The sequence below is a fragment of the Rubellimicrobium arenae genome (assembly GCF_017916275.1).
GTDB classification, from domain to species: domain Bacteria; phylum Pseudomonadota; class Alphaproteobacteria; order Rhodobacterales; family Rhodobacteraceae; genus Rubellimicrobium; species Rubellimicrobium arenae.
The window spans coordinates 153,097-172,413 of the sequence record NZ_JAFMST010000003.1; the positions used below are offsets into that span (position 1 = coordinate 153,097).

Annotated in this window: 17 protein-coding genes; 11 read left to right on the plus strand and 6 right to left on the minus strand. The window is 68.6% G+C overall.

Annotated elements, in window-relative coordinates; all coding sequences use genetic code 11:
- Nucleotides 1–56: 56 nt before the first annotated feature.
- The 4 genes from J3P31_RS05485 (at nucleotide 57) to J3P31_RS05500 (ending at nucleotide 5,596) form a co-directional block, all read left to right on the plus strand.
- Nucleotides 57–2,231 carry a malate synthase G gene (locus tag J3P31_RS05485; RefSeq protein WP_210527401.1) on the plus strand — a complete coding sequence of 725 codons (2,175 nt, stop codon included), beginning with the start codon at nucleotides 57–59 and terminating at the stop codon, nucleotides 2,229–2,231.
- Between the two features lie 292 nt (nucleotides 2,232–2,523).
- Nucleotides 2,524–3,264, plus strand: a complete 741-nt coding sequence (locus J3P31_RS05490; protein WP_210527402.1) for a glycosyltransferase — start codon at nucleotides 2,524–2,526, stop codon at nucleotides 3,262–3,264.
- 140 nt (nucleotides 3,265–3,404) lie between these two features.
- Complete coding sequence (locus J3P31_RS05495; RefSeq protein WP_210527403.1) at nucleotides 3,405–4,184, plus strand: gamma-glutamyl-gamma-aminobutyrate hydrolase family protein; 780 nt, start codon at nucleotides 3,405–3,407, stop codon at nucleotides 4,182–4,184.
- Between the two features lie 725 nt (nucleotides 4,185–4,909).
- On the plus strand, nucleotides 4,910–5,596 hold the full coding sequence (locus J3P31_RS05500; RefSeq protein WP_210527404.1) for a D-lyxose/D-mannose family sugar isomerase: 687 nt from the start codon (nucleotides 4,910–4,912) through the stop codon (nucleotides 5,594–5,596).
- Between the two features lie 30 nt (nucleotides 5,597–5,626).
- On the opposite strand, the gene kynU is transcribed toward J3P31_RS05500, so the two are convergent.
- On the minus strand, nucleotides 5,627–6,820 hold the full coding sequence (gene kynU, locus J3P31_RS05505; RefSeq protein ID WP_210527405.1) for a kynureninase: 1,194 nt from the start codon (nucleotides 6,818–6,820) through the stop codon (nucleotides 5,627–5,629).
- A gap of 88 nt (nucleotides 6,821–6,908) precedes the next feature.
- On the opposite strand from kynU, the gene J3P31_RS05510 reads away from it, so the two are divergent.
- From J3P31_RS05510 to pntB, 3 genes are all read left to right on the plus strand, one after another.
- Nucleotides 6,909–7,358 (plus strand): methyltransferase family protein, encoded by a 450-nt coding sequence (locus J3P31_RS05510; protein WP_210527406.1) that lies wholly within the window; start codon nucleotides 6,909–6,911, stop codon nucleotides 7,356–7,358.
- An 89-nt stretch (nucleotides 7,359–7,447) separates the two neighbouring features.
- Nucleotides 7,448–9,019: a Re/Si-specific NAD(P)(+) transhydrogenase subunit alpha gene (locus J3P31_RS05515; RefSeq protein ID WP_210527407.1), complete on the plus strand. Its 1,572-nt coding sequence runs from the start codon at nucleotides 7,448–7,450 to the stop codon at nucleotides 9,017–9,019.
- A 3-nt stretch (nucleotides 9,020–9,022) separates the two neighbouring features.
- Complete coding sequence (gene pntB / locus J3P31_RS05520; RefSeq protein WP_210527408.1) at nucleotides 9,023–10,459, plus strand: Re/Si-specific NAD(P)(+) transhydrogenase subunit beta; 1,437 nt, start codon at nucleotides 9,023–9,025, stop codon at nucleotides 10,457–10,459.
- 22 nt (nucleotides 10,460–10,481) lie between these two features.
- Here pntB and J3P31_RS05525 read toward each other — a convergent pair whose 3' ends face one another.
- Nucleotides 10,482–11,048 carry a pseudouridine synthase gene (locus J3P31_RS05525; protein ID WP_210527409.1) on the minus strand — a complete coding sequence of 189 codons (567 nt, stop codon included), beginning with the start codon at nucleotides 11,046–11,048 and terminating at the stop codon, nucleotides 10,482–10,484.
- A 302-nt stretch (nucleotides 11,049–11,350) separates the two neighbouring features.
- On the opposite strand from J3P31_RS05525, the gene J3P31_RS05530 reads away from it, so the two are divergent.
- Nucleotides 11,351–12,538 carry a type III PLP-dependent enzyme gene (locus J3P31_RS05530; protein ID WP_210527410.1) on the plus strand — a complete coding sequence of 396 codons (1,188 nt, stop codon included), beginning with the start codon at nucleotides 11,351–11,353 and terminating at the stop codon, nucleotides 12,536–12,538.
- Nucleotides 12,539–13,048: 510 nt separating this feature from the next.
- On the plus strand, nucleotides 13,049–14,215 hold the full coding sequence (locus J3P31_RS05535; protein ID WP_210527411.1) for a M20 aminoacylase family protein: 1,167 nt from the start codon (nucleotides 13,049–13,051) through the stop codon (nucleotides 14,213–14,215).
- Here the strand turns inward: J3P31_RS05535 and J3P31_RS05540 are convergent.
- Genes J3P31_RS05540 through moaA form a run of 3 tightly spaced genes read right to left on the minus strand, consistent with a single transcriptional unit; the run spans nucleotide 14,205 to nucleotide 17,534 of the window.
- Entirely contained in the window at nucleotides 14,205–15,260 is a 1,056-nt protein-coding gene (locus tag J3P31_RS05540; RefSeq protein WP_210527412.1) for a glycosyltransferase family 4 protein, read from the minus strand. The genes J3P31_RS05535 and J3P31_RS05540 overlap by 11 nt on opposite strands.
- Nucleotides 15,253–16,533 (minus strand): 3-deoxy-D-manno-octulosonic acid transferase, encoded by a 1,281-nt coding sequence (locus J3P31_RS05545; protein WP_210527413.1) that lies wholly within the window; start codon nucleotides 16,531–16,533, stop codon nucleotides 15,253–15,255. Before J3P31_RS05545 ends, J3P31_RS05540 begins: the two co-directional genes overlap by 8 nt.
- A 2-nt stretch (nucleotides 16,534–16,535) precedes the next feature.
- On the minus strand, nucleotides 16,536–17,534 hold the full coding sequence (moaA, locus tag J3P31_RS05550) for a GTP 3',8-cyclase MoaA (protein ID WP_210527414.1): 999 nt from the start codon (nucleotides 17,532–17,534) through the stop codon (nucleotides 16,536–16,538).
- Between the two features lie 97 nt (nucleotides 17,535–17,631).
- On the opposite strand from moaA, the gene J3P31_RS21815 reads away from it, so the two are divergent.
- On the plus strand, nucleotides 17,632–18,153 hold the full coding sequence (locus J3P31_RS21815) for a D-galactarate dehydratase (RefSeq protein ID WP_210527415.1): 522 nt from the start codon (nucleotides 17,632–17,634) through the stop codon (nucleotides 18,151–18,153).
- Nucleotides 18,154–18,232: 79 nt separating this feature from the next.
- Here J3P31_RS21815 and J3P31_RS05560 read toward each other — a convergent pair whose 3' ends face one another.
- A complete protein-coding gene (locus J3P31_RS05560; protein WP_210527416.1) occupies nucleotides 18,233–19,042 on the minus strand; it encodes a response regulator in 810 nt (269 codons plus the stop codon).
- 90 nt (nucleotides 19,043–19,132) lie between these two features.
- On the opposite strand from J3P31_RS05560, the gene J3P31_RS05565 reads away from it, so the two are divergent.
- Nucleotides 19,133–19,315 carry a hypothetical protein gene (locus tag J3P31_RS05565; protein ID WP_210527417.1) on the plus strand — a complete coding sequence of 61 codons (183 nt, stop codon included), beginning with the start codon at nucleotides 19,133–19,135 and terminating at the stop codon, nucleotides 19,313–19,315.
- Nucleotides 19,316–19,317 lie beyond the last annotated feature (2 nt).

A 19,317-nucleotide genomic window follows, 5' to 3' on the forward strand; every position in this document is an offset into this window, starting at 1 on the left:
GCCTGACCGCCCGTCCTGATCTACCCATTCGGCGGGAATTGGCTCAGGGGGAAGCGATGGGGCAGCGTGTCGAACGGTCCGGTCTTCGCGTGGACGAGGTGCTGGCGCGCTTCATCGAGGAGCGTGCTCTGCCCGGGACAGAGGTTTCGCCTGATGCGTTCTGGGCCGGCCTGTCAGGGCTGATTCACGAACTCGGGCCGCGAAACCGGGCTCTGCTGGCCCGCCGGGAGCAGCTTCAGTCGCAGATCGACGACTGGCACATCGCCCAGGGCGGCGCCGAGCACGACCCTGTGGACTACGAAACCTTCCTCCGCGAGATCGGCTACTTGGTGCCCGAGGGACCGGACTTCACGATCGAGACCCCGCCGACCGATCCCGAGATCGCCCGCGTCGCGGGCCCGCAACTCGTGGTGCCGGTGACCAACGCGCGGTTCGCCCTGAACGCCGCCAATGCGCGCTGGGGCTCGCTCTATGATGCGCTCTACGGGACCGACGCTCTTGGGGATCTGCCCGCCAAGGGGGCCTATGACCCGGAACGCGGCGCGCGGGTGATGGCCTGGGCCAAGGACCACCTCGACCGTGTCGTGCCGCTGGCCGGCGCATCGTGGCGCGACGTCGTCCACCTCGGCGTGGATCCGCAGGGCCTGCGGATCGAGGTGGCCGGCGACGGCGGGCAGCGCCGCCCGGTGGGCCTGTCCGATCCGGGCCAGTTCGCGGGCTGGTCCGGGGATCAGGGCGCGGTTCGGGTGGTCCTGCGGGCCAACGGCCTCCTGATCGAGCTGGTCGTCGACCCCGCGACCCCGATCGGGGCTTCGGACCCGGCGGGCCTGTCCGACGTCGTGCTCGAATCCGCGCTGTCCACCATCATGGACTGCGAGGACTCGGTCGCCTGCGTGGACGCCGAGGACAAGGTCCTGGCCTATGGCAACTGGTTGGGCCTGATGCGCGGTGACCTCGAGGAAACCTTCGAGAAGGGCGGGCGCATGATGACCCGCCGGATGAACCCCGATCGCCACTGGACCGGCGCGGACGGACAGCCGCTTCGGGCCAAGGGGCGTTCGCTGCTTTTGGTGCGGAACGTGGGCCACCTCATGACCACGCCCGCGATCCTGGACCGCGACGGGCAGGAGGCCCACGAGGGTCTCATGGATGCGATGGTGACGGTGCTTTGCGCGCTGCACGACCTCCGCCGCGAGGGTGGGCCCCGCAACACGTCGACGGGCTCGGTCTACGTGGTGAAGCCCAAGATGCACGGGCCCGAGGAGGTCGCCTTCGCCTGCGAGATCTTCGACCGGGTCGAGTCCACGCTGGACCTGCCGCGGCTGACCGTGAAGCTCGGCATCATGGACGAGGAGCGCCGCACCTCGGCCAACCTCAAGGAGTGCATCCGCGCCGCGAAGGAGCGCGTGGCCTTCATCAACACGGGCTTCCTCGATCGCACCGGGGACGAGATCCACACCTCCATGGAAGCCGGCCCGATGGTGCCCAAGGGGGACATGAAGGCCCAGCCCTGGATCCGGTCCTACGAGGAGCGGAACGTCGATATCGGGCTGGCCTGCGGCTTGCGCGGCAAGGCGCAGATCGGCAAGGGCATGTGGGCGGCGCCCGATCTCATGGCCGCGATGCTCCGGGACAAGATCGCGCATCCGAAGGCCGGGGCGAATTGCGCCTGGGTGCCGTCGCCCACGGCCGCGACGCTGCACGCGACCCACTATCACATCGTGGATGTCGCCGCCCGTCAGGAGGAGATCGCAGCAGGCGGCGCGCGGGGCACGCTGCGCGATCTGCTGACGATCCCCGTCCTGGGCGGCCGCAACCTGTCCGAGGCCGAGGTCGACTCCGAGGTCGACAACAACGTCCAAGGGATCCTGGGCTATGTGGTGCGCTGGATCGACCAGGGCATCGGTTGCTCCAAGGTGCCGGACATCCATGACATCGGCCTGATGGAGGACCGCGCAACCTGCCGCATCTCCTCGCAGGCCCTGGCGAACTGGCTTCACCATGGCCTCGTGGACGAGCCGCGTGTCATGGTGGCGCTGCGCCGAATGGCGGTGGTGGTGGACCGGCAGAACGAGGGTGATCCGCTGTATCGGCCCATGTCGCCGAATTTCGACGGCGTGGCGTTCCAGGCAGCCTGCGACCTGATCTTCAAGGGCCGGATCCAGCCTTCGGGTTATACGGAACCGGTGCTGCATCGGCGCCGCGCAGAACGGAAACTCGCCGGGTCATAACCCGGGCGACTCCTGCCTTGGAATAATCCGCAGTTCGGCCTTCCAGAGCCCTCGGGGGGCGAACTGCAACAGTGATTCCAGAAACGGTGAGTCGCGTTTTCGACCGACGTGCTATCCTGGACAAAAGATATAGGCTTGAACCCGCTCCAAATTATCTGGGCGTCAGTTCAAAAGTACTAGGAACATGTTTGGTCAACTCCCGTCGATCCAGACTTTCTGGCACGGCCCGCGTCTGAGTGCCTGGGCCGCTGCCTGTCTCAAGTCATTCGTCAATCAACGCCATGATGTCGTCGTGTTCTCCTACGATCGGGATCTGGAAGTTCCGGACGGCATTCGCGTCGAGCCTGCAGATGCCATTCTCCCGAAGTCCGAACTCTTCATCTACAACCGGGGATTGGGGAAAGGCAGCGTGGCTGTCTTCTCCGACTGGTTCCGATACCGGATGCTCCATGAGAGGGGCGGCTACTGGGTCGATACCGACGTCCTTTGCCTGCAGCCCTTCCCGGCCTTCGATACGGTCACGGTCGGGCGGGAAGATGCGATCCGGCTCAATAATGCGGTGATCTATGCGCCTGCCGGCGACCCCATGTTCCTGCACGCCTACGAACGGGCCCGGGACATGGGCCCCGACGCGCCGTGGGGACTGGCCGGGCCGGTTCTGCTCACCAGCCTCGCGACGTCGGGGAAGTTCGATGTGCGCGTCATGGACCCCAGCGCCTTCTATCCGGTTCACTGGAGCCGGGTGGTCACCGATCTCCTCCTGCCGTCGCGCCTTCGCCAGGCCGAGGCCCAATGCGCCGGCAGCCTGGGGGTCCACCTGTACAACGAGCTGTTCCGGCGGGCGCGTGTCGACGTGAATCGCATGCCTCCGCGGGGCAGCTACTTGGATCGTCAGTTCCAGCAGATCCTTGGCCCTGACGAGGTCAGCCCCCGGCTCAACCCTCTCGACGTCCGCCGGCGGAACGCCTTGGCGGTGCTGAACCGAAAGGCTCATGGGGCCATGCGGCGCTTCCGCGCGCTGGTGCCGGGCTAGGACGCCTATCGGCGCGGCATCCTGCCCTGGCTCTGGTCAAAGGGGTGCCGCACGCGCCGGGGCGCGACAAAGATGGCACCATGGTCTTCCTAACGGCTGGCCGGGCGCTTACCTTCCCGGAGGATAGCAGGATGCATGCCATGCCACGTCACAGGTCCGTTGTCGGGATCATCTCCAACAGCCACCTCATCAACGACGAATACCCGGCGCACGCCGGAGGGGCGATGAACTCGTCGGCGGTGGCCCATGTCTCCGACTGCCTGCCGCTCCTCATCCCGGCCGATCCATCCCTGGTCACGGTCGAGGAACTGCTCGACGTCTGCGACGGCTTCCTCCTGACGGGCGGGCGTCCCAACGTCCACCCGGAGGAGTATGGCGAGGAGGAGACCCCGGCCCACGGCAGCTTCGACCGGTCCCGCGATGCCGTCACCTTGCCGCTGATCCGCGCCTGCGTGGAGCGGGGGCAGCCCTTCCTGGGCGTGTGCCGCGGCTTCCAGGAGGTCAACGTCGCGCTCGGCGGCACGCTCTATGCCGAGATCCGCGACCTCCCGGGCCGCGACAATCACAGGATGCCCCCGAACGGCACCCTCGAGGAGAAGTTCGCGCTTCGTCACAAGGTGTCCTTCACCGAGGGGGGGCCCTTTCACCGGCTCATGGGCGCGCGGGAGGTGATGACGAATACGCTTCATGGCCAGGGCATCAAGAACCCCGGGCCGCGCATCGTCGTCGACGGCGTCGCGCCCGATGGCACGCCCGAGGCGATCTATGTCCGGGGCGCGCCAGGCTTCACGCTGGCCGTGCAATGGCACCCCGAGTGGAATGCCGCGAACGACCCGGTCTCGCGCCCCTTGTTCCAGGCCTTCGGAGCCGCGGTGCACGACTGGGCGGCGGGGCGGCAGAGGACGCTCAGACGAGCCTGATCGAGCTTAATCTAACGTTAGGCGAATCGCCCGATTCGTGTTAACCTACTCTCGTTCATGTGCGGGACAGGTTACCGAGTTGGGCGGCCGGGCCTTGGTTTCCAAGTTGAATGGCAGCGCCGGTTTGGCGGTGCCGGTTGTGGTTGGCCTGGCCGCTATCAGCCCGTTGGCGTGATCGAAAGGCTGATGCCAAGGCCTGAAACGGCATCGCCTGCGTGATCGTGGCCGATCGTTGGCCCTTCGCCCAGGATCCCAAAGACCGGTCTGTTCGACACTGGGCTCCTGGTGAGCCGGCGCAGCCGCCCGTCTCTTCAGTCCGGGGGCTGATCACCTTCACGGCGGCTTGCGTCGAAGCCTTGGTTGCAGCGGGTAGCGCGTCGAGGCCTTCGCGCAGCCGGGCCTTGGGAGCTGACTCTTCAATGGCCCGGGGGCAGACCGGCGCGCGGGCCGGGCGGGAGCAGGTCCGCCCTCCATGGACTTGGTCCGGCAACTCACCGGCAGCGGCCAGCCACGGACGAGCTTCCGGCCGAGCGGATCGGCCACGCGGCCGGCGGCCGGCTCCAGGCGCTTCCGAGGCCGAGCCTGCCCGGGCGATCCGGTCTCCGGTTCGGAGGCGCCGCGCGACCGCGCGTCCCTCCGTCTCGTTCTTTCCGATTCCGGAAGCGCATGGGCTTGAGGGGGGCTGCGCTGGCGATATAGTCGGGCTCCAAACCAAGGGGGGAGCCATGAAGCGCAGCCGCATCAACGAGATCATCCGTGAGTCGGAGGCGTTCATCCGCTCCCATGGCTTCGTCCTCCCGCCCTTCGCCAACTGGACGCCCGAGGAGTTCAAGGCCCGCAAGGACGAGGCGAAGGCCATCATCGATGCCCGCTGCGGGTGGGACATCACGGATTACGGGCGCGGCGAATACGACCGGATGGGCCTGTTCCTGTTCACGCTGCGGAATGGTCGCCTGGCCGACCTCCAGCAGGGCCGGGGCATGTGCTACGCCGAGAAACTGCTCATCTCCCACGAGGATCAGCTGTCTCCTCACCACACCCATGTCATCAAGGCCGAGGACATCATCAATCGCGGTGGCGCGACGCTGGTGATCGAGCTCTTCGGCTCGGACGAGGAAGGGCGGTTCAGCGAGAATCACGGCGGCACCGTCTACACCGATGGCCTTCCGCGCCCCTACGGGCCGGGGGAGCGGATCCTGCTCGCTCCGGGCGAGAGCATCACCCTCCTGCCGGGGGACTGGCACGCCTTCTGGGGCCAGGGCGGGACGGTGCTGATCGGCGAGGTCTCCACCGTGAACGACGACGAGACGGACAACGTCTTCCGTGAGCCGATCGGCCGCTTTGCCGACATCGAGGAAGACGAAGCGCCCCTGCGGCTCCTGGTGAGCGACTACCGGCAGTGGCTCATGTAATATGGCAGGGCGGGCCTTGGCCCGCCCGCGTCAGGTCACCGCGGCGCGTTGGCGGTAGGCCGCATCGTCGTAATGGCGGCCATTCATGACCTCCGCGATGATCTCGATCGCGCGATCCACCTCGGCCGACCCGATATAGAGCGGGGCAAAGCCAAAGCGCATGATGTCGGGGGCCCGGAAGTCCCCGACGACCCCTCGGGCGATCAGTGCCTGCATCGCGGCATAGCCGTCGGGATGGCGGAAGCTGACCTGACTGCCGCGCCGTTCGTGGTCGCGCGGGGTGGCAAGGACGAGGTCGGGGCAGGCGGCCTCCACCCCGTCGATGAACCGGTCGGTCAGCGCCAGAGAGGCGCGCCGAAGGTCGTCCATCTCGACCGCGTCCCAGATGTCGAGCGCGGCCTCGAGCGAGGCCATCGCGAGAACCGGCGGCGTGCCGACCCTCATCCGGTCGATGCCGTCACCCGCCGTATAGGAAAGCTCGAAGGCGAAGGGCGCGCGATGCCCGAGCCAGCCCGAGAGGGCCGGGGGGGCGTCATGGGCATGGCGCGGCGCCACGTAGATGAAGGCGGGCGCGCCGGGGCCGCCATTGAGATACTTGTAGGTGCAGCCGACGGCGAAATCGGCCCCGCCCCCGGCCACATCGACGGGCAGCGCCCCCGCCGAATGGGCCAGGTCCCAGACGACGAGCGCCCCCATCGCATGAGCCCGGGCCGTCAGCCGAGCCATGTCGTGGCGTCGCCCGGTGCGGTAGTCCACCTCGGTCACGAGGAGGACGGCGACCTCCTCGGTGATCGCGTCTTCGAGGTCCTCCGGCTCCGCGAGCCGCAGTTCGTGCCGGCCGCCGAGCATCCGGACGAGCCCCTCGGCCATGTAAAGGTCCGATGGAAAGTTGCCGGTGTCCGACAGGATCACGAGGCGGTCGGGCCGCAGGGCCAGGCATGCCGACAGGGCCTGGAACACCTTGATCGACAGGGTGTCGCCGATCACCGTATGGCCGGGCTCGGCCCCGATCAGGCGGCCGATGCGGTCCCCCAGGCGCCGGGGCTGCGCCATCCAGTTGGCCTGGTTCCATCCGCCGATCAGCATCGTGCCCCATTCCGCGCGCATCGCCTGCTCCATCCGGGCGGGAGCGGCCTTGGGCAGCGGGCCCAGCGAATTGCCGTCGAGATATACAAGTCCCGCGGGCAGGTCGAAGAGTGCCTTGGTGGCGGCGAAGTCGGTCATCATGCGTCTCCCTCGGGCGCAGCATAGGCCAGCCCGCGGGCGAGGGCGAGGGATGGACAGGTTCCGGAAGCCGGGGCAGGCTGGGCTCATGCGTCGTCTCGACCTTCCTCCGCTCTGGCTCGTGCTGTTCGGCGCCGTGGCCTGGGTGATCGCTCGCGGCGATCCCTGGAACCTGAGCTTCAGCTGCCCGGAGACCGACCTGCTCGCGGGGCTCCTGGTCGGCGGCGGAGTCTTGGTCGGACTGCTGGCCGTCCTGCAACTGCGCCGCGCCCGCACCGCCGTCATGCCGCGCCGGGAGGCCAGCCAGCTCGTCACCTCGGGCCTCTTCGCGCTGTCGCGCAATCCGATCTACCTCGGCTTCGTCCTGGTGCTCCTGGGCTGGGCGCTCCGGTTGGGGTCGCCCTCCGCGCTGCCGCTGGTTCCGATCTACGCCTGGTGGATCGAGCGCCGCTACATCGTTCCGGAGGAAGCGGCCCTGGCCCGACGGTTCCCGGCGGCCTTCGTGCGGTACTGCCGGGACACCCGCCGCTGGATCTGAGCGGAAAGGCTTAGGTCCCTTGCGCTTGTGAAGGCGCAGATGTCCGGGTTATGCCTCTCTGCAGCCGCAAAAAGGGGAGGGGACAGCCCATGAGGATCGGCGCTCTGCGCGAGGTGCAGCCGGGCGAGGCACGGGTGGCGATGACCCCGGCCTCGGCGCAGGACATTCACAAACTGGGGCACACCTGCCTGGTCGAGGCCGGCGCGGGCGAGGCGTCGGGCTTTTCGGACGACATGTACCGCGCGGCGGGGGTCGAGGTCGTCCCGGATGCGCGGGCGCTGGTCGAGGGCGCCGATGTGGTCGCCAAGGTTCGCCCGCCCGAGCCGGGCGAGGTCGCGCTCCTGCGCGAGGGGCAGACGCTCATCTCCTTCTTCTACCCCGGCCAGAACGCCGACCTGCTCGAGCAGGCGCGGGCGACGGGGGCCTCGGTGATCGCGATGGACATGGTGCCCCGCATCAGCCGCGCGCAGAAGATGGATGCGCTGTCGTCCATGGCCAACATCGCGGGCTACCGCGCGGTGATCGAGGCGGGCGCGAACTTCGGCCGCTTCTTTACGGGCCAGGTCACGGCGGCGGGCAAGGTGCCCCCGGCGCAGGTGCTCGTGGTCGGCGCGGGCGTCGCGGGACTTGCCGCCATCGGCACGGCGGTGAGCCTCGGCGCCGTGGTCCACGCCTTCGACGTGCGGCCCGAGGTGGCCGAGCAGATCGAATCCATGGGCGCGTCCTTCGTGTTCCTGGAGTTCGAGGCGGGCCAGGACGGCGCCGCGACCGGCGGCTACGCCGCGCCCTCCTCGCCGGAGTTCCGCGAGAAGCAGCTGGCCAAGTTCCGCGAACTGGCTCCGCAGATGGACATCGTCATCACCACCGCGCTGATCCCGGGCCGGCCCGCGCCGGTGCTCTGGACGCGCGACATGGTCGAGATGATGAAGCCCGGCTCGGTCATCGTGGACCTCGCGGCGGAACGGGGCGGCAACTGCGAGCTGACGGTGCCCGACCAGAAGGTCACGACGCCCAACGGCGTCACGGTGGTGGGCTACACCGACTTCCCCTCGCGCATGGCGGCGCAGGCGTCCACGCTGTATTCAACCAACATCCGGCACATGCTGACGGACCTGACGCCCGGCAAGGACGGCGTGCTGGTCCACAACATGGAGGACGACGTGATCCGGGGGGCGACCGTGGTCCATGCGGGCGCCGTCACCTGGCCGCCGCCACCGCCCAAGATCCAGGCCATCGCGAGCGTCGCGGCCAAGCCCAAGCCCCGGGAGCTCACGCCCGCCGAGAAGCGGGAACAGGAGGTTCTGGCCTTCAAGGGCGAGACGCGCCGGCATGTCGCCCTGCTGGTGGCCGGGACGGTGCTGCTGGGCCTGATCGGCCTTTACGCGCCCGCCTCATTCATGAGCCACTTCATCGTCTTCGCGCTGGCCTGCTTCGTGGGCTTCCAGGTGATCTGGAGCGTGTCGCATTCGCTGCACACGCCGCTGATGGCCGTGACGAACGCGATCTCGGGGATCATCATCCTCGGCGCGCTGCTGCAGGTCGGGTCGGGCCACTGGCTGATCGTGATCCTGGCGGCGCTGTCCATCCTGATCGCCACCATCAACATCGTGGGCGGCTTCCTGGTCACGCGCCGGATGCTCGCCATGTTCCAGAGGTCCTGAGCCATGGCCATCGGACTCGTCGGCGCGGCCTATGTCGCGGCTGCCATTCTCTTCATCCTGTCGCTGGGCGGCCTTTCGGGGCAGGAAAGCGCCAAGCGCGCCGTTTGGTACGGCATCGCGGGCATGGCCCTGGCCGTGCTGGCCACGGTCTTCGGGCCGGACGTGCAGCACCTGTGGGTGGTGATCCTGATGGTCGCCATCGGCTCGGTCGCGGGCGCCATGGTTGCCAAGCGCGTCCAGATGACCGAGATGCCGCAGTTGGTCGCGGCGCTCCACAGCTTCGTGGGCCTGGCCGCCGTGTTCATCGGCTTCAACGGCCATATCGAACTGGGCCGCGTGCAGGCCATGGACGAAACAGCGCGCGCCGGCCTGACCGGCTTTGCCGCCGTGCTGGCGCACAAGACGCCCGTGGAGGTGAACATCTTCCTCGTGGAGCTGTTCCTGGGCGTGTTCATCGGCGCGGTGACCTTCACCGGCTCGGTGGTGGCCTTCGGCAAGCTGGCGGGCCGCATCACCGGCAAGGCCGAGAAGCTGCCCGGCGGGCACATGCTGAACGCGGGGGCGGCGGTCTTTTCGCTGCTGATGCTGGTGCTCTACGTCTCCACCGGCTGGTTCATCTGGCTGCTGCTGATGACGGCGGCGGCGCTGTTCATCGGCTACCACCTCGTCATGGGGATCGGCGGCGCCGACATGCCGGTGGTGGTGTCGATGCTCAACAGCTATTCGGGCTGGGCGGCGGCGGCGATCGGCTTCACGCTGTCGAACGACCTGCTGATCGTGACGGGCGCGCTCGTGGGCTCCTCGGGGGCGATCCTGAGCTACATCATGTGCAAGGCGATGAACCGCAGCTTCGTCAGCGTGATCCTGGGCGGCTTCGGCACCACGACCGGTCCGGCCATGGAGATCACGGGCGAGCAGGTGGCCATAGACTCGGACGGGGTGGCGGCCCTGCTGGACGATGCGCAGAACATCGTCATCATCCCCGGCTACGGCATGGCCGTCGCGCAGGCGCAGCAATCCGTGTCGGAACTGACCAAGCGGCTCCGCGCCCGGGGCAAGAACGTCCGCTTCGCGATCCACCCCGTCGCGGGGCGGCTGCCGGGCCACATGAACGTGCTCCTCGCCGAGGCGAAGGTCCCCTATGACATCGTGATGGAGATGGACGAGATCAACGACGACTTCCCCGAGACGGACGTCGCCATCGTCATCGGGTCCAACGACATCGTGAACCCGGCCGCGCAGGAGGACCCGAACTCCCCCATCGCCGGGATGCCGGTGCTCGAGGTCTGGAAGGCCAAGCACGTCATCGTCTCCAAGCGCGGGCAGGGCACCGGCTATTCGGGGATCGAGAACCCGCTCTTCTACAAGGACAACACGCGGATGTTCTACGGCGACGCCAAGAAGTCGCTGGACGACCTGCTGCCCAAGCTGGCGGCATAAGGGGCGGGGGGCTTCGGCCCCCCTACCGTATCCGTGGATCGGGCACCGGAACCTCCCGCCACTGCCCGGGAGCAAGATCCCCGACGGTCCACGGGCCGATTCTCCATCGCACCAGCCGCAGCGTCGGCAGGCCCACGGCAGCCGTCATGCGGCGCACCTGCCGGTTGCGCCCTTCCGTGATCGTGATCTCCAGCCAGGTGTCCGGCACGCTCTGCCGCACCCGGATTGGCGGATCCCGGGGCCAGAGATCGGGCGGGTCGACCCGGCGCACCGTGGCGGGCCGGGTGGGGCCGTCGTTGAGCGTGACGCCACGGCGGAGCGTCTCGAGGTCCGCCTCGGTGGGATCACCCTCGACCTGGGCCAGGTAGGTCTTCTCCATCTTGTGACGCGGATCCGCGATGCGCGCCTGCAGGCGGCCGTCATCCGTGAGAAGGAGCAGGCCTTCGCTGTCACGGTCCAGTCGCCCGGCCGGATACACGCCCGGCCGATCGACGAGACCGGACAGGGTCGGACGGGGCGACGGGCTCCTGGCGTCGGTGAATTGTGACAGAACGCCGTAAGGTTTGTTGAGAAGGATCAGACGGGCCATGTGCCCCAGGCTCCCACGCCCAAGGTCCGGCGTCAAAGGGGAACGATCCACTGAGTCCGGGAACAAACCTCAGACTTGCCAAGAACTTAGGTCTGCTGGCCCGCTCTGTAAAAAACCGTCGGCTCAGCCGAAAAAGGGTCTTGATCCGAATCCGCAAATGCCCCACATGGGGGCCATAGACGCCAACGCACGCGCCTCTGGCCGGACAGCTTCGCGCCCACGTGTTTACGTAGCGACGGTAACGTCTCCCTTGGAATCGCCTGGCCCCGAAAGGGGCCTCTTTGTTCTGTCGGAGATGACCGATGACTGTCCAATTCGCGGGGGCGATGGCCCCGTCGCAATCTCTTGCCGTCCGCGCTTTCGACGAGAACCGCCTCGAGGCGTTCTGCGCCACGGCGGAGTTCGACCGCCCGACGCTGGTCATCGACGTGGACCGCATGGAAGCGCAATACCATGCGCTCAAGGCGGGCCTGGGCCATGCCGACATCCACTATGCCGTGAAGGCGAACCCCCATCCGGCCATCCTGGGCCGTCTCGTCCGGCTTGGCGCGCATTTCGACGCCGCCTCGCGTGGGGAGATCGAGATGTGCTTTGCCCAGGGCGCGCAGCCGCACCAGATCTCGTACGGCAACACCATCAAGCGCGTGGGCGACATTGCCTGGGCGCATCAGGCCGGCATCACCCTGTTCGCGGCCGATGCCGACGAGGAGCTGGAGAAGATCGCCGAACACGCCCCCGGCGCGCAGGTCTACATCCGCGTGATCGTCGAGGTGTCGATGGCCGATTGGCCGCTCACCCGCAAGTTCGGCTGCGACCGCGATACCGCGCTTCGCCTGCTGGACCGCGCCAAGGAGCTGGGTCTCGACCCGGTGGGCTTCTCGTTCCACGTGGGTTCGCAGACCCGCAAGGCCGAGATGTGGCGCCCCACGCTGGACGCCGTGGCGCAGCTTTGGGCGGATGCCAAGGTTGCCGGGCATGAGCTGACGCTTCTCAACATCGGCGGCGGCTTCCCGGCCTTCTACGGCGAGGCCATCGAAGCTCCGACCGATTACGCGGCCGGCGTCATGGCGATGGTGACCGAGCGCTTTGGCAATGTGCCCCGCCTGATGGCGGAGCCGGGCCGTGGCCTGGTCGCCGAGGCTGGCATGATCGTGGCCGAGGTGGTGCTGACCTCCCGCAAGAGCGAGCGCGACCTGCACCGCTGGGTCTACCTGTCGATCGGCCGCTTCTCCGGTCTGGCCGAGACCGAAGGCGAGGCGATCCGTTACCAGTTCGTGACTCCCCACGACGGTGACGCCACGGGGCCCTGCATCGTTGCCGGCCCGTCCTGCGACTCGGCCGACGTGCTCTACGAAAAGCGTCCGATGCAGCTTCCGCTGGCTCTCAAGGCCGGGGACCGGGTGCTGATCCGCAACACGGGCGCCTACACCTCGACCTATTCGTCGGTCTGCTTCAACGGCTTTCCTCCACTGGACGTCGTGGCGATCTGACGACCGGAGGGCCCGCTTCACGGCGGGCCTTTTCGTTTCCGGGGCTCGAAGGCGACAGACGGAACAAGCGTCGCGTTCACCCAAGAGAGGTAGTGACGTCACCGGAGCCAAGGCCGGGCATCCGCCCTGCAAGGTTTGTGGGCGATCCATCGGGCTGGCCTCAGACGCACGACATCGGCCAATCGCCCCCTTAAGGTCCGGCAGGCGTCCTCCATCGTGCTCGGGATCGGGTCGCCGCATCTTTGGTCGGGCCGACGGCAAAATGATGCGACGCGCCAGACCACGAAGGAACACGATTGCGAAGTGGCGCCATCCCGATGCCTGAGTGCCCGGATCCGGCACGCGCCACGACGGCTGGCCAGCTTCGGGTTGGATCTGCGGTGGGGGTTCGGGGGGCGAGTCCTCAGTGCAACCGAACAGGGCCGGGCATCGGCTTCGGCCTCGTCGAAGCCGGGGTTGCCCCGGCTCCGGCTTGGGGCAACAATCGGTCATCCAGCGAGAGTGTCCTCCATGCCGCCCAAGAACCGTTTCGCAGAGCTTCTGCCCGAGATCGCCGCCTGGCGCCGCGACATCCACGAACACCCTGAGATCCTGTTCGAAACCCACCGGACCTCGGCCCTGGTGGCCGACCGCCTGCGCGAGTTCGGCTGCGACGAGGTGGTCACCGGCATCGGCCGCACCGGCGTCGTGGGGGTCATCAGGGGCAGGGCGACGACCTCCGGCAAGGTGATCGGCCTGCGCGCCGACATGGACGCGTTGCCCATCCACGAGGCCACCGGCGTCGCCTACGCCTCCAAGACTCCGGGCGCGATGCACGCCTGCGGCCACGACGGCCACACCGCGATGCTGCTCGGCACCGCCAAATATCTCTGCGAGACGCGCAACTTCGACGGCACCGTGATCGTCATCTTCCAGCCCGCGGAGGAGGGCGGCGGCGGCGGACGCGAGATGTGCGCCGACGGACTCATGGACCGCTGGCGCGTGACCGAGGTCTACGGGCTCCACAACTGGCCCGGGCGGCCTTTGGGCAGCTTCTCGATCCGGGCGGGAACCTTCTTCGCCGCCACGGACCAGTTCGAGATCGTGGTGGAAGGTAAGGGCGGCCACGCCGCCAAGCCGCAGGAGGTCGTGGACCCGACCCTGGCCGCGAGCCATACGGTCGTCGCCCTCCAGAGCATCGTGAGCCGCAACTCGGACCCCGTGTCGCAGGTGGTGGTCTCGGTCACCTCCATCGAATCCTCGTCCAAGGCCTTCAACGTCATCCCCAGCCGCGTCACCCTGCGGGGCACCATCCGCACCATGTCCCGCGAAAACCGCGACATGGCCGAGGCACGGCTCAAGGCCATCTCCGAGGCGACGGCGCTGGCCTACGGCGCCTCGGCCAGGGTCAACTACATGCGCGGCTATCCGGTGATGGCGAACCACGAGGCGCAGACCGAGTTCGCCCGCGAGGTGGCCCGCATGGTCTCGGGCTCCTGCGACGAAGCCCCCCTGGTCATGGGCGGCGAGGACTTCGCCTACATGCTCGAGGAGCGGCCGGGGGCCTATATCCTGTTGGGCAATGGCGCGACCGCGCCGGTCCACCACCCGGAATACGACTTCAACGACGAAGCGATCCCGGCCGGATGCTCCTGGCTCGCGGGCGTGGCCGAGACGCGGATGCCGATCAGCGCCTGAGGAGGTCTCGGTAGAGCGCGTTCAGCGCCGCGGCCTCGTCCTCGATGCGGAATCGGCCCAGGACATGCGCGCGCGCGGCCTCGCCCCACCGGGCGAGCCGCGGCCGGTCCGACAGGGCGTCGCGGATTGCCTGGGCCATGGCCGGCAGGTCGTCGGCAGGGATCAGCCGCCCCGTAACGCCGTCCGCCACCTGATCCTCGAAGGCGCCGACGCGCGTGGCGATGACAGGCACGCCGCAGGCCATGGCCTCGATGGGGGTGACGCCGAACCCCTCCCAGCGCTGCGGCGCGACGAATAGGTCCAGTGCCTGGTACCAGCGGGCCATGTCGCCCACCGGCACCTCGCCCAGGAAGCGGATCCGGTCCGACAGCCCGGCTGCGGCAATCCGGGTCTCAAGGCCTTGCTGGAAGCTTCGATGCTCGGACGTGGCGCGGCCAAGCAGGATCGCTCCGCCGTCCGGCCGCTCCGACAGGACCCCGATCATGGCGTCGACGAACAGGTCCGTCCCTTTCTGGGCGCGGATGCGGCCAAAGCACCCCACGATCGGTCCTTCGGGCATGCCCAACTCGGACCGCAGCGCGGCACGGTCGGCCGGGGGCTGGAACGTCGCCGTATCGATCCCATGATGCACGACCACGGAAGGCCGCTCCAGATAGGCGGCGGTCCGGGCCGAGGTCGAGACCACCTCATCCATCCGCCGGATCAGCCATTTCGTGAACCCGGTGTGCCGCCTCTGCGACGCCGAGGTGAACAGCAGCCGCAGGTCCTTGCCCAGGGCGCGAAGGGCAAGCCCGCCCAGCATCTCGACATTGCGCCGGGCGTGCCAGACACGCGGGCCGTCGGGGCCGTGGCGCGGCATCAGGACGAGGTCGCGCAACCGGATCTGCGGGATGCCCTCGGGCACGACCGGTCCGGCCACCACCACGTTCAGGTCGCGGGCCTGGAACGGCACCAGCCGGAACACCGTCGAGGTGACTCCCGACAGGCGGCGCTTGAAGTTCGGGGCAATGACCTGGACCGTCGCCGGGTCCTTGGCGTCACGCATCGGCCAGCATCCCAAGGAGGTCGCGCGCGATCGCCTCGGTCCGCCCGATCTGCGCCGATGCGAGGCCGAGTCCCGCGGCCCGCATCGCGTCCAGACGGTCGGCCCGCCCGAGGAGGTCCATCGCGACCGGGCCCAGATCCTCGGGCCGCTGCACGGTCATCGCCGCCCCCACCGCCTCGAGCGCTGCCACGTCGCCGGCCACCGTGTCCCGCAAGGGGCCTATCAGCAGCGCCGCGCCGCACTGCGCGGCCTCCCATGGGTTGTGACCGCCGACGGGCACGAAGGACCCGCCCAGGAATACCAATGGCGCGAGCCGGAACCAGAGGCCCGTCTCGCCCAGCGTATCCGCGAGATGGACCGCGGTGGCCGGCGATTCGCCGGCACTGCGCCGGGTCCAGGCCAGTCCTGTCCGGTCGATCAGCGCTCCGATCTCCGCGGCCCGCTCCGGATGGCGCGGCACGAGGATCAGCCGCGTCCCGGGAAGCCGTTCGCGCAGATGCAGGTGCGCGGCCAGGACGGCTTCCTCCTCGCCCGGATGGGTGGAGACGGCGGCCCATACCGGAGCGTCCTGCAGAAGGCCCGCAATGCGCGCCCGCTCCTCGGGGTTGTCGGGCGGGGGCGGGGCCGAGGCCTTCATGTTGCCGCCGACGACCGTACGGGTGGGGTCGGCGCCCAGGCTGACCAACGCCTCGCGCATTCCCTCGGTCTGGGTCACAATGCGCGCGAACAGGCCCAGCACCGCCCGCGCGCTCCGGGGCGCCCGGGCCCAGTTCCGGAGCGAGCGGGGCGAGAAGCGCGCGTTCATCAGGACGAGCGGCACGCCCCGGTGCGCCGACATCCGAAGCATCTGCGGCCAGATCTCGCTTTCGACGACGACCGCCAGGTCGGGCTGCCAGTGATCGAGGAACCGCCGCACCGCCGGTCCCGAATCAATCGGGGCGAACTGGTGCAGCACGCCTGCGGGAAGTCGCCGCGCCATGATCCCGGCCGAGCTTGCGGTCACGGTGGTCACGAGCACCTGGACCCGGGGGGCGAGCAGCCGCACGAGGGGCAGGATCGACAGGCTTTCCCCCACGCTGGCCGCATGGAACCAGACCAGCCGCCCGGGCGGGCGGACCAGCGTCGGATGGCCCAGGCGTTCGCGCTGGCGCACCGGCTCCACCCCTTGCGAGCCAAGCCGCTCCGACACGCGACGGAAGGCTTGGCCCTGCAGCAGGTTGGCGGCCCAGCCGTAGAGCCGCAAGGGGGCGGGCCAGGGCCGTGATCCGGACAAGGTCAGCCGCCCGTATGGCTCATGTGGCGCGAGATGCGGCCGCCGACCCCGCGCGAATAGTCGAAGTCATGCCCCTTGGGCTTGAGCCGGATCGCAGCCCGGATCGCGTCGTCCAGAAGATCCTCGTTCCCGGATTCGCGCAGCGCCGCCCGGAGGTCCGACGCGCCTTCCTGGCCTAGGCAGGTATGGAGCTGCCCCGTGCAGGTCAGCCGGACGCGATTGCAGGATTCGCAGAAGTTATGGGACAGCGGCGTGATGAAGCCGATCTTCTGCCCTGTTTCCTCCAGCCGGACGTAACGGGCCGGACCGCCGGTCCGCTCGGCAAGGTCGGTCAGGGTGTAGCGTTCCGCCAGCCGGGCGCGCAGGTCGCGCAGGGACCAGAACTGGTCGAGGCGCATTTCGTTGCCGATGTCGCCCATCGGCATCACCTCGATGAAGGTCAGGTCGTGCCCCTCGCGCGCGCACCACTGGACGAGGTCGAACATCTCCTCTTCGGTGTCGCCCTTCAGGGCCACGGCGTTGATCTTGACCCGCAGGCCTGCCTCGCGTGCGGCCTCGATGCCGCGAAGGACCTGCTCCAGCCGTCCCCAGCGGGTGAGCCTGCGGAACCGCTCGGGATCAAGGGTGTCGAGCGAGACGTTCACCCGCCGCACGCCCACGCGGGCAAGGTCGGCCGCATGGCGCTCCAGCTGGCTGCCATTGGTCGTCAGGGTCAGCTCGCGAAGCGCGCCGCTCCGGAGATGCCGCCCCATCGCCTCGAAGAAGCTCAGGATGTTGCGCCGGACCAAAGGCTCGCCCCCGGTGATGCGCAGCTTCTCGACGCCATGGCGCACGAAGGCGGAGCACAGGCGGTCGAGTTCCTCGAGGGTGAGGATCTCCGACTTCGGCAGGAAGGTCATGTCCTCGGACATGCAGTAGACGCAACGGAAGTCGCAACGATCCGTGACCGACACCCGCAGGTATCGGATCGTCCGGCCGAAGGGATCGACGAGAGCGTCCATGATCTCTCAAGTAGGCCTGGGACCATTCCGCCGCAAGCGATGATCGGGGCTTTCGCGGACGTTGCGCCGGCAAGGGGGCATGGGCTAGCGTCCGGGCATGAGCACCCGCATCCTCCCCCTTTTCGCCCTTCTCCCCATCGCGGCCTGCGCCGACCTCGAGTCCGGCCCCGGAGTCCCCACCGCGCCGGCCGTGACCCAGGTCACGTCCCCGGCCGTGCGGCCCGCGGATCTCACCGCGCCGACGCCCGCTGCCTTTCCGGCCCCCGTGACGGTCGAAACGCAGCCGCTCGACCCGCTGGCTCCGCCGCCTGCCGTCGAAGGCATCGCCGTGGGCGAGCCCGCCCCGACGGCGGTCTCCGCCACCCCCCGGCCGGCCGGGCAGCTGGGCACGACCGTGGCGTCCCTGGGATCCCCGGCGAATCCGGGCCTTTGGCTCGAGACGCCCTTGGTCAGCGAACCGACGCAGGGCCGCGTCGAATACAACGGCCAGTCCGTCGCCCTGGAGCTCCGGCCTTCGGGCGGAGAGCCGGGCTCGGGCAGCCAGATCAGCCTGGAGGCCATGCGCGCCCTGGGGGCGCCCCTCACCGGCCTGCCGGAACTCACCGTCTTCGGAGGCTGACAACGCAACGGCCCGGGGTCGCCCCCGGGCCGCTTGGCATCCTTGGATGGCCGGGCGCCGCTGCCGGGCCGGTTTCGCGTCAGGCGTGAAGCGTCTCGGTCGACGAGAAGAACATCGCCTGGCTGATGGCGGACCTCACCTGATCCTCGCGGTAGGGCTTGGAGATCAGGAAGGCGGGCTCGGGCCGCTCCCCGGTCAGGAGCCGTTCCGGGAAGGCGGTGATGAAGATCACCGGGATGTTGCCGCCCGCCCTGAGGATGTCGTTGACCGCATCGATCCCCGACGACTTGTCGGCCAGCTGGATGTCCGCGAGGATGAGGTCAGGCCGTTCGATCCCGGCCAGGGCCACGGCCGCGTCGCGGGTCCGCGCCACGCCGGTGATGGCATGACCCATGTCCGCCACGATGCTCTGGAGGTCGAGCGCGATGATCGCCTCGTCCTCGATGATCATGACGCGGCCCGACACGCTGTCCTCCATGTCGGCGCGGGCGCGGTTGATGAGGTGCATGACCTCGTCCACGTCCGTCCGCATGATGGTGGCGATCTCCTCGGGCTTGAAATCCTCGATGGTCGCCAGGAGCAGAGCCTCGCGGGTGTTGGGCGTGAGCCGGGCGAGGTGCTGCTGCGCCGCAAGGGCGAGGCCCGTTTCCCCTTCCGAAACCGGCGCGCCCGAGCTTTGCCAGATGGTGTGGAAGACCGTGAACAGCGCCACCCGCGGGTTGACGCCGACCTCGAACAGTTCGGGCTCCTCCAGGATCGCCTCGAGCGTGGCGAGCGCATAGGCGTCCCCGCTGGACTGGCTCCCGGTCAGGGCTCGGGCATAGCGGCGAAGATAGGGTAGCTCCGACCCGATCAGCGCGGACAGGTCGGGTGCGGCATTCGTGCTCATGTGATGAAGCGTCCCTGCATTGCGGTGGAACCAAACATTAGGCCCGAGATTTAGGTTCGGAAAGGGAAGAGGGAAAGGTTTCTGCCCGATATGGACGAGCTTTCGACCTTTGAGCTGCGCGGAGCGGCCTTCGCCGGCAATCTGCGCCGCGCCTTCGGGGCGCCGGTCGAAGGCCAGCTGCCGACCGAATTCTCGCACCTTCTTAAGCGCCTGAGCGAGGTTGCCCCTCCTCCCGCTCCGGAACGTCGCGACTCGCCGCGACTGGGCGCGTGATG

Coding starts and splice junctions, on each gene's coding strand:
- J3P31_RS05485 (WP_210527401.1), top strand. CDS start 57: ATGGGGCAGCGTGTCGAACGGTCCGGTCTTCGCGTGGACGAGGTGCTG.
- J3P31_RS05495 (WP_210527403.1), top strand. CDS start 3,405: ATGCCACGTCACAGGTCCGTTGTCGGGATCATCTCCAACAGCCACCTC.
- J3P31_RS05500 (WP_210527404.1), top strand. CDS start 4,910: ATGAAGCGCAGCCGCATCAACGAGATCATCCGTGAGTCGGAGGCGTTC.
- kynU (WP_210527405.1), bottom strand. CDS start 6,820: ATGACCGACTTCGCCGCCACCAAGGCACTCTTCGACCTGCCCGCGGGA.
- J3P31_RS05510 (WP_210527406.1), top strand. CDS start 6,909: ATGCGTCGTCTCGACCTTCCTCCGCTCTGGCTCGTGCTGTTCGGCGCC.
- J3P31_RS05515 (WP_210527407.1), top strand. CDS start 7,448: ATGAGGATCGGCGCTCTGCGCGAGGTGCAGCCGGGCGAGGCACGGGTG.
- pntB (WP_210527408.1), top strand. CDS start 9,023: ATGGCCATCGGACTCGTCGGCGCGGCCTATGTCGCGGCTGCCATTCTC.
- J3P31_RS05525 (WP_210527409.1), bottom strand. CDS start 11,048: ATGGCCCGTCTGATCCTTCTCAACAAACCTTACGGCGTTCTGTCACAA.
- J3P31_RS05530 (WP_210527410.1), top strand. CDS start 11,351: ATGACTGTCCAATTCGCGGGGGCGATGGCCCCGTCGCAATCTCTTGCC.
- J3P31_RS05535 (WP_210527411.1), top strand. CDS start 13,049: ATGCCGCCCAAGAACCGTTTCGCAGAGCTTCTGCCCGAGATCGCCGCC.
- J3P31_RS05540 (WP_210527412.1), bottom strand. CDS start 15,260: ATGCGTGACGCCAAGGACCCGGCGACGGTCCAGGTCATTGCCCCGAAC.
- moaA (WP_210527414.1), bottom strand. CDS start 17,534: ATGGACGCTCTCGTCGATCCCTTCGGCCGGACGATCCGATACCTGCGG.
- J3P31_RS21815 (WP_210527415.1), top strand. CDS start 17,632: ATGAGCACCCGCATCCTCCCCCTTTTCGCCCTTCTCCCCATCGCGGCC.
- J3P31_RS05560 (WP_210527416.1), bottom strand. CDS start 19,042: ATGAGCACGAATGCCGCACCCGACCTGTCCGCGCTGATCGGGTCGGAG.
- J3P31_RS05565 (WP_210527417.1), top strand. CDS start 19,133: ATGGACGAGCTTTCGACCTTTGAGCTGCGCGGAGCGGCCTTCGCCGGC.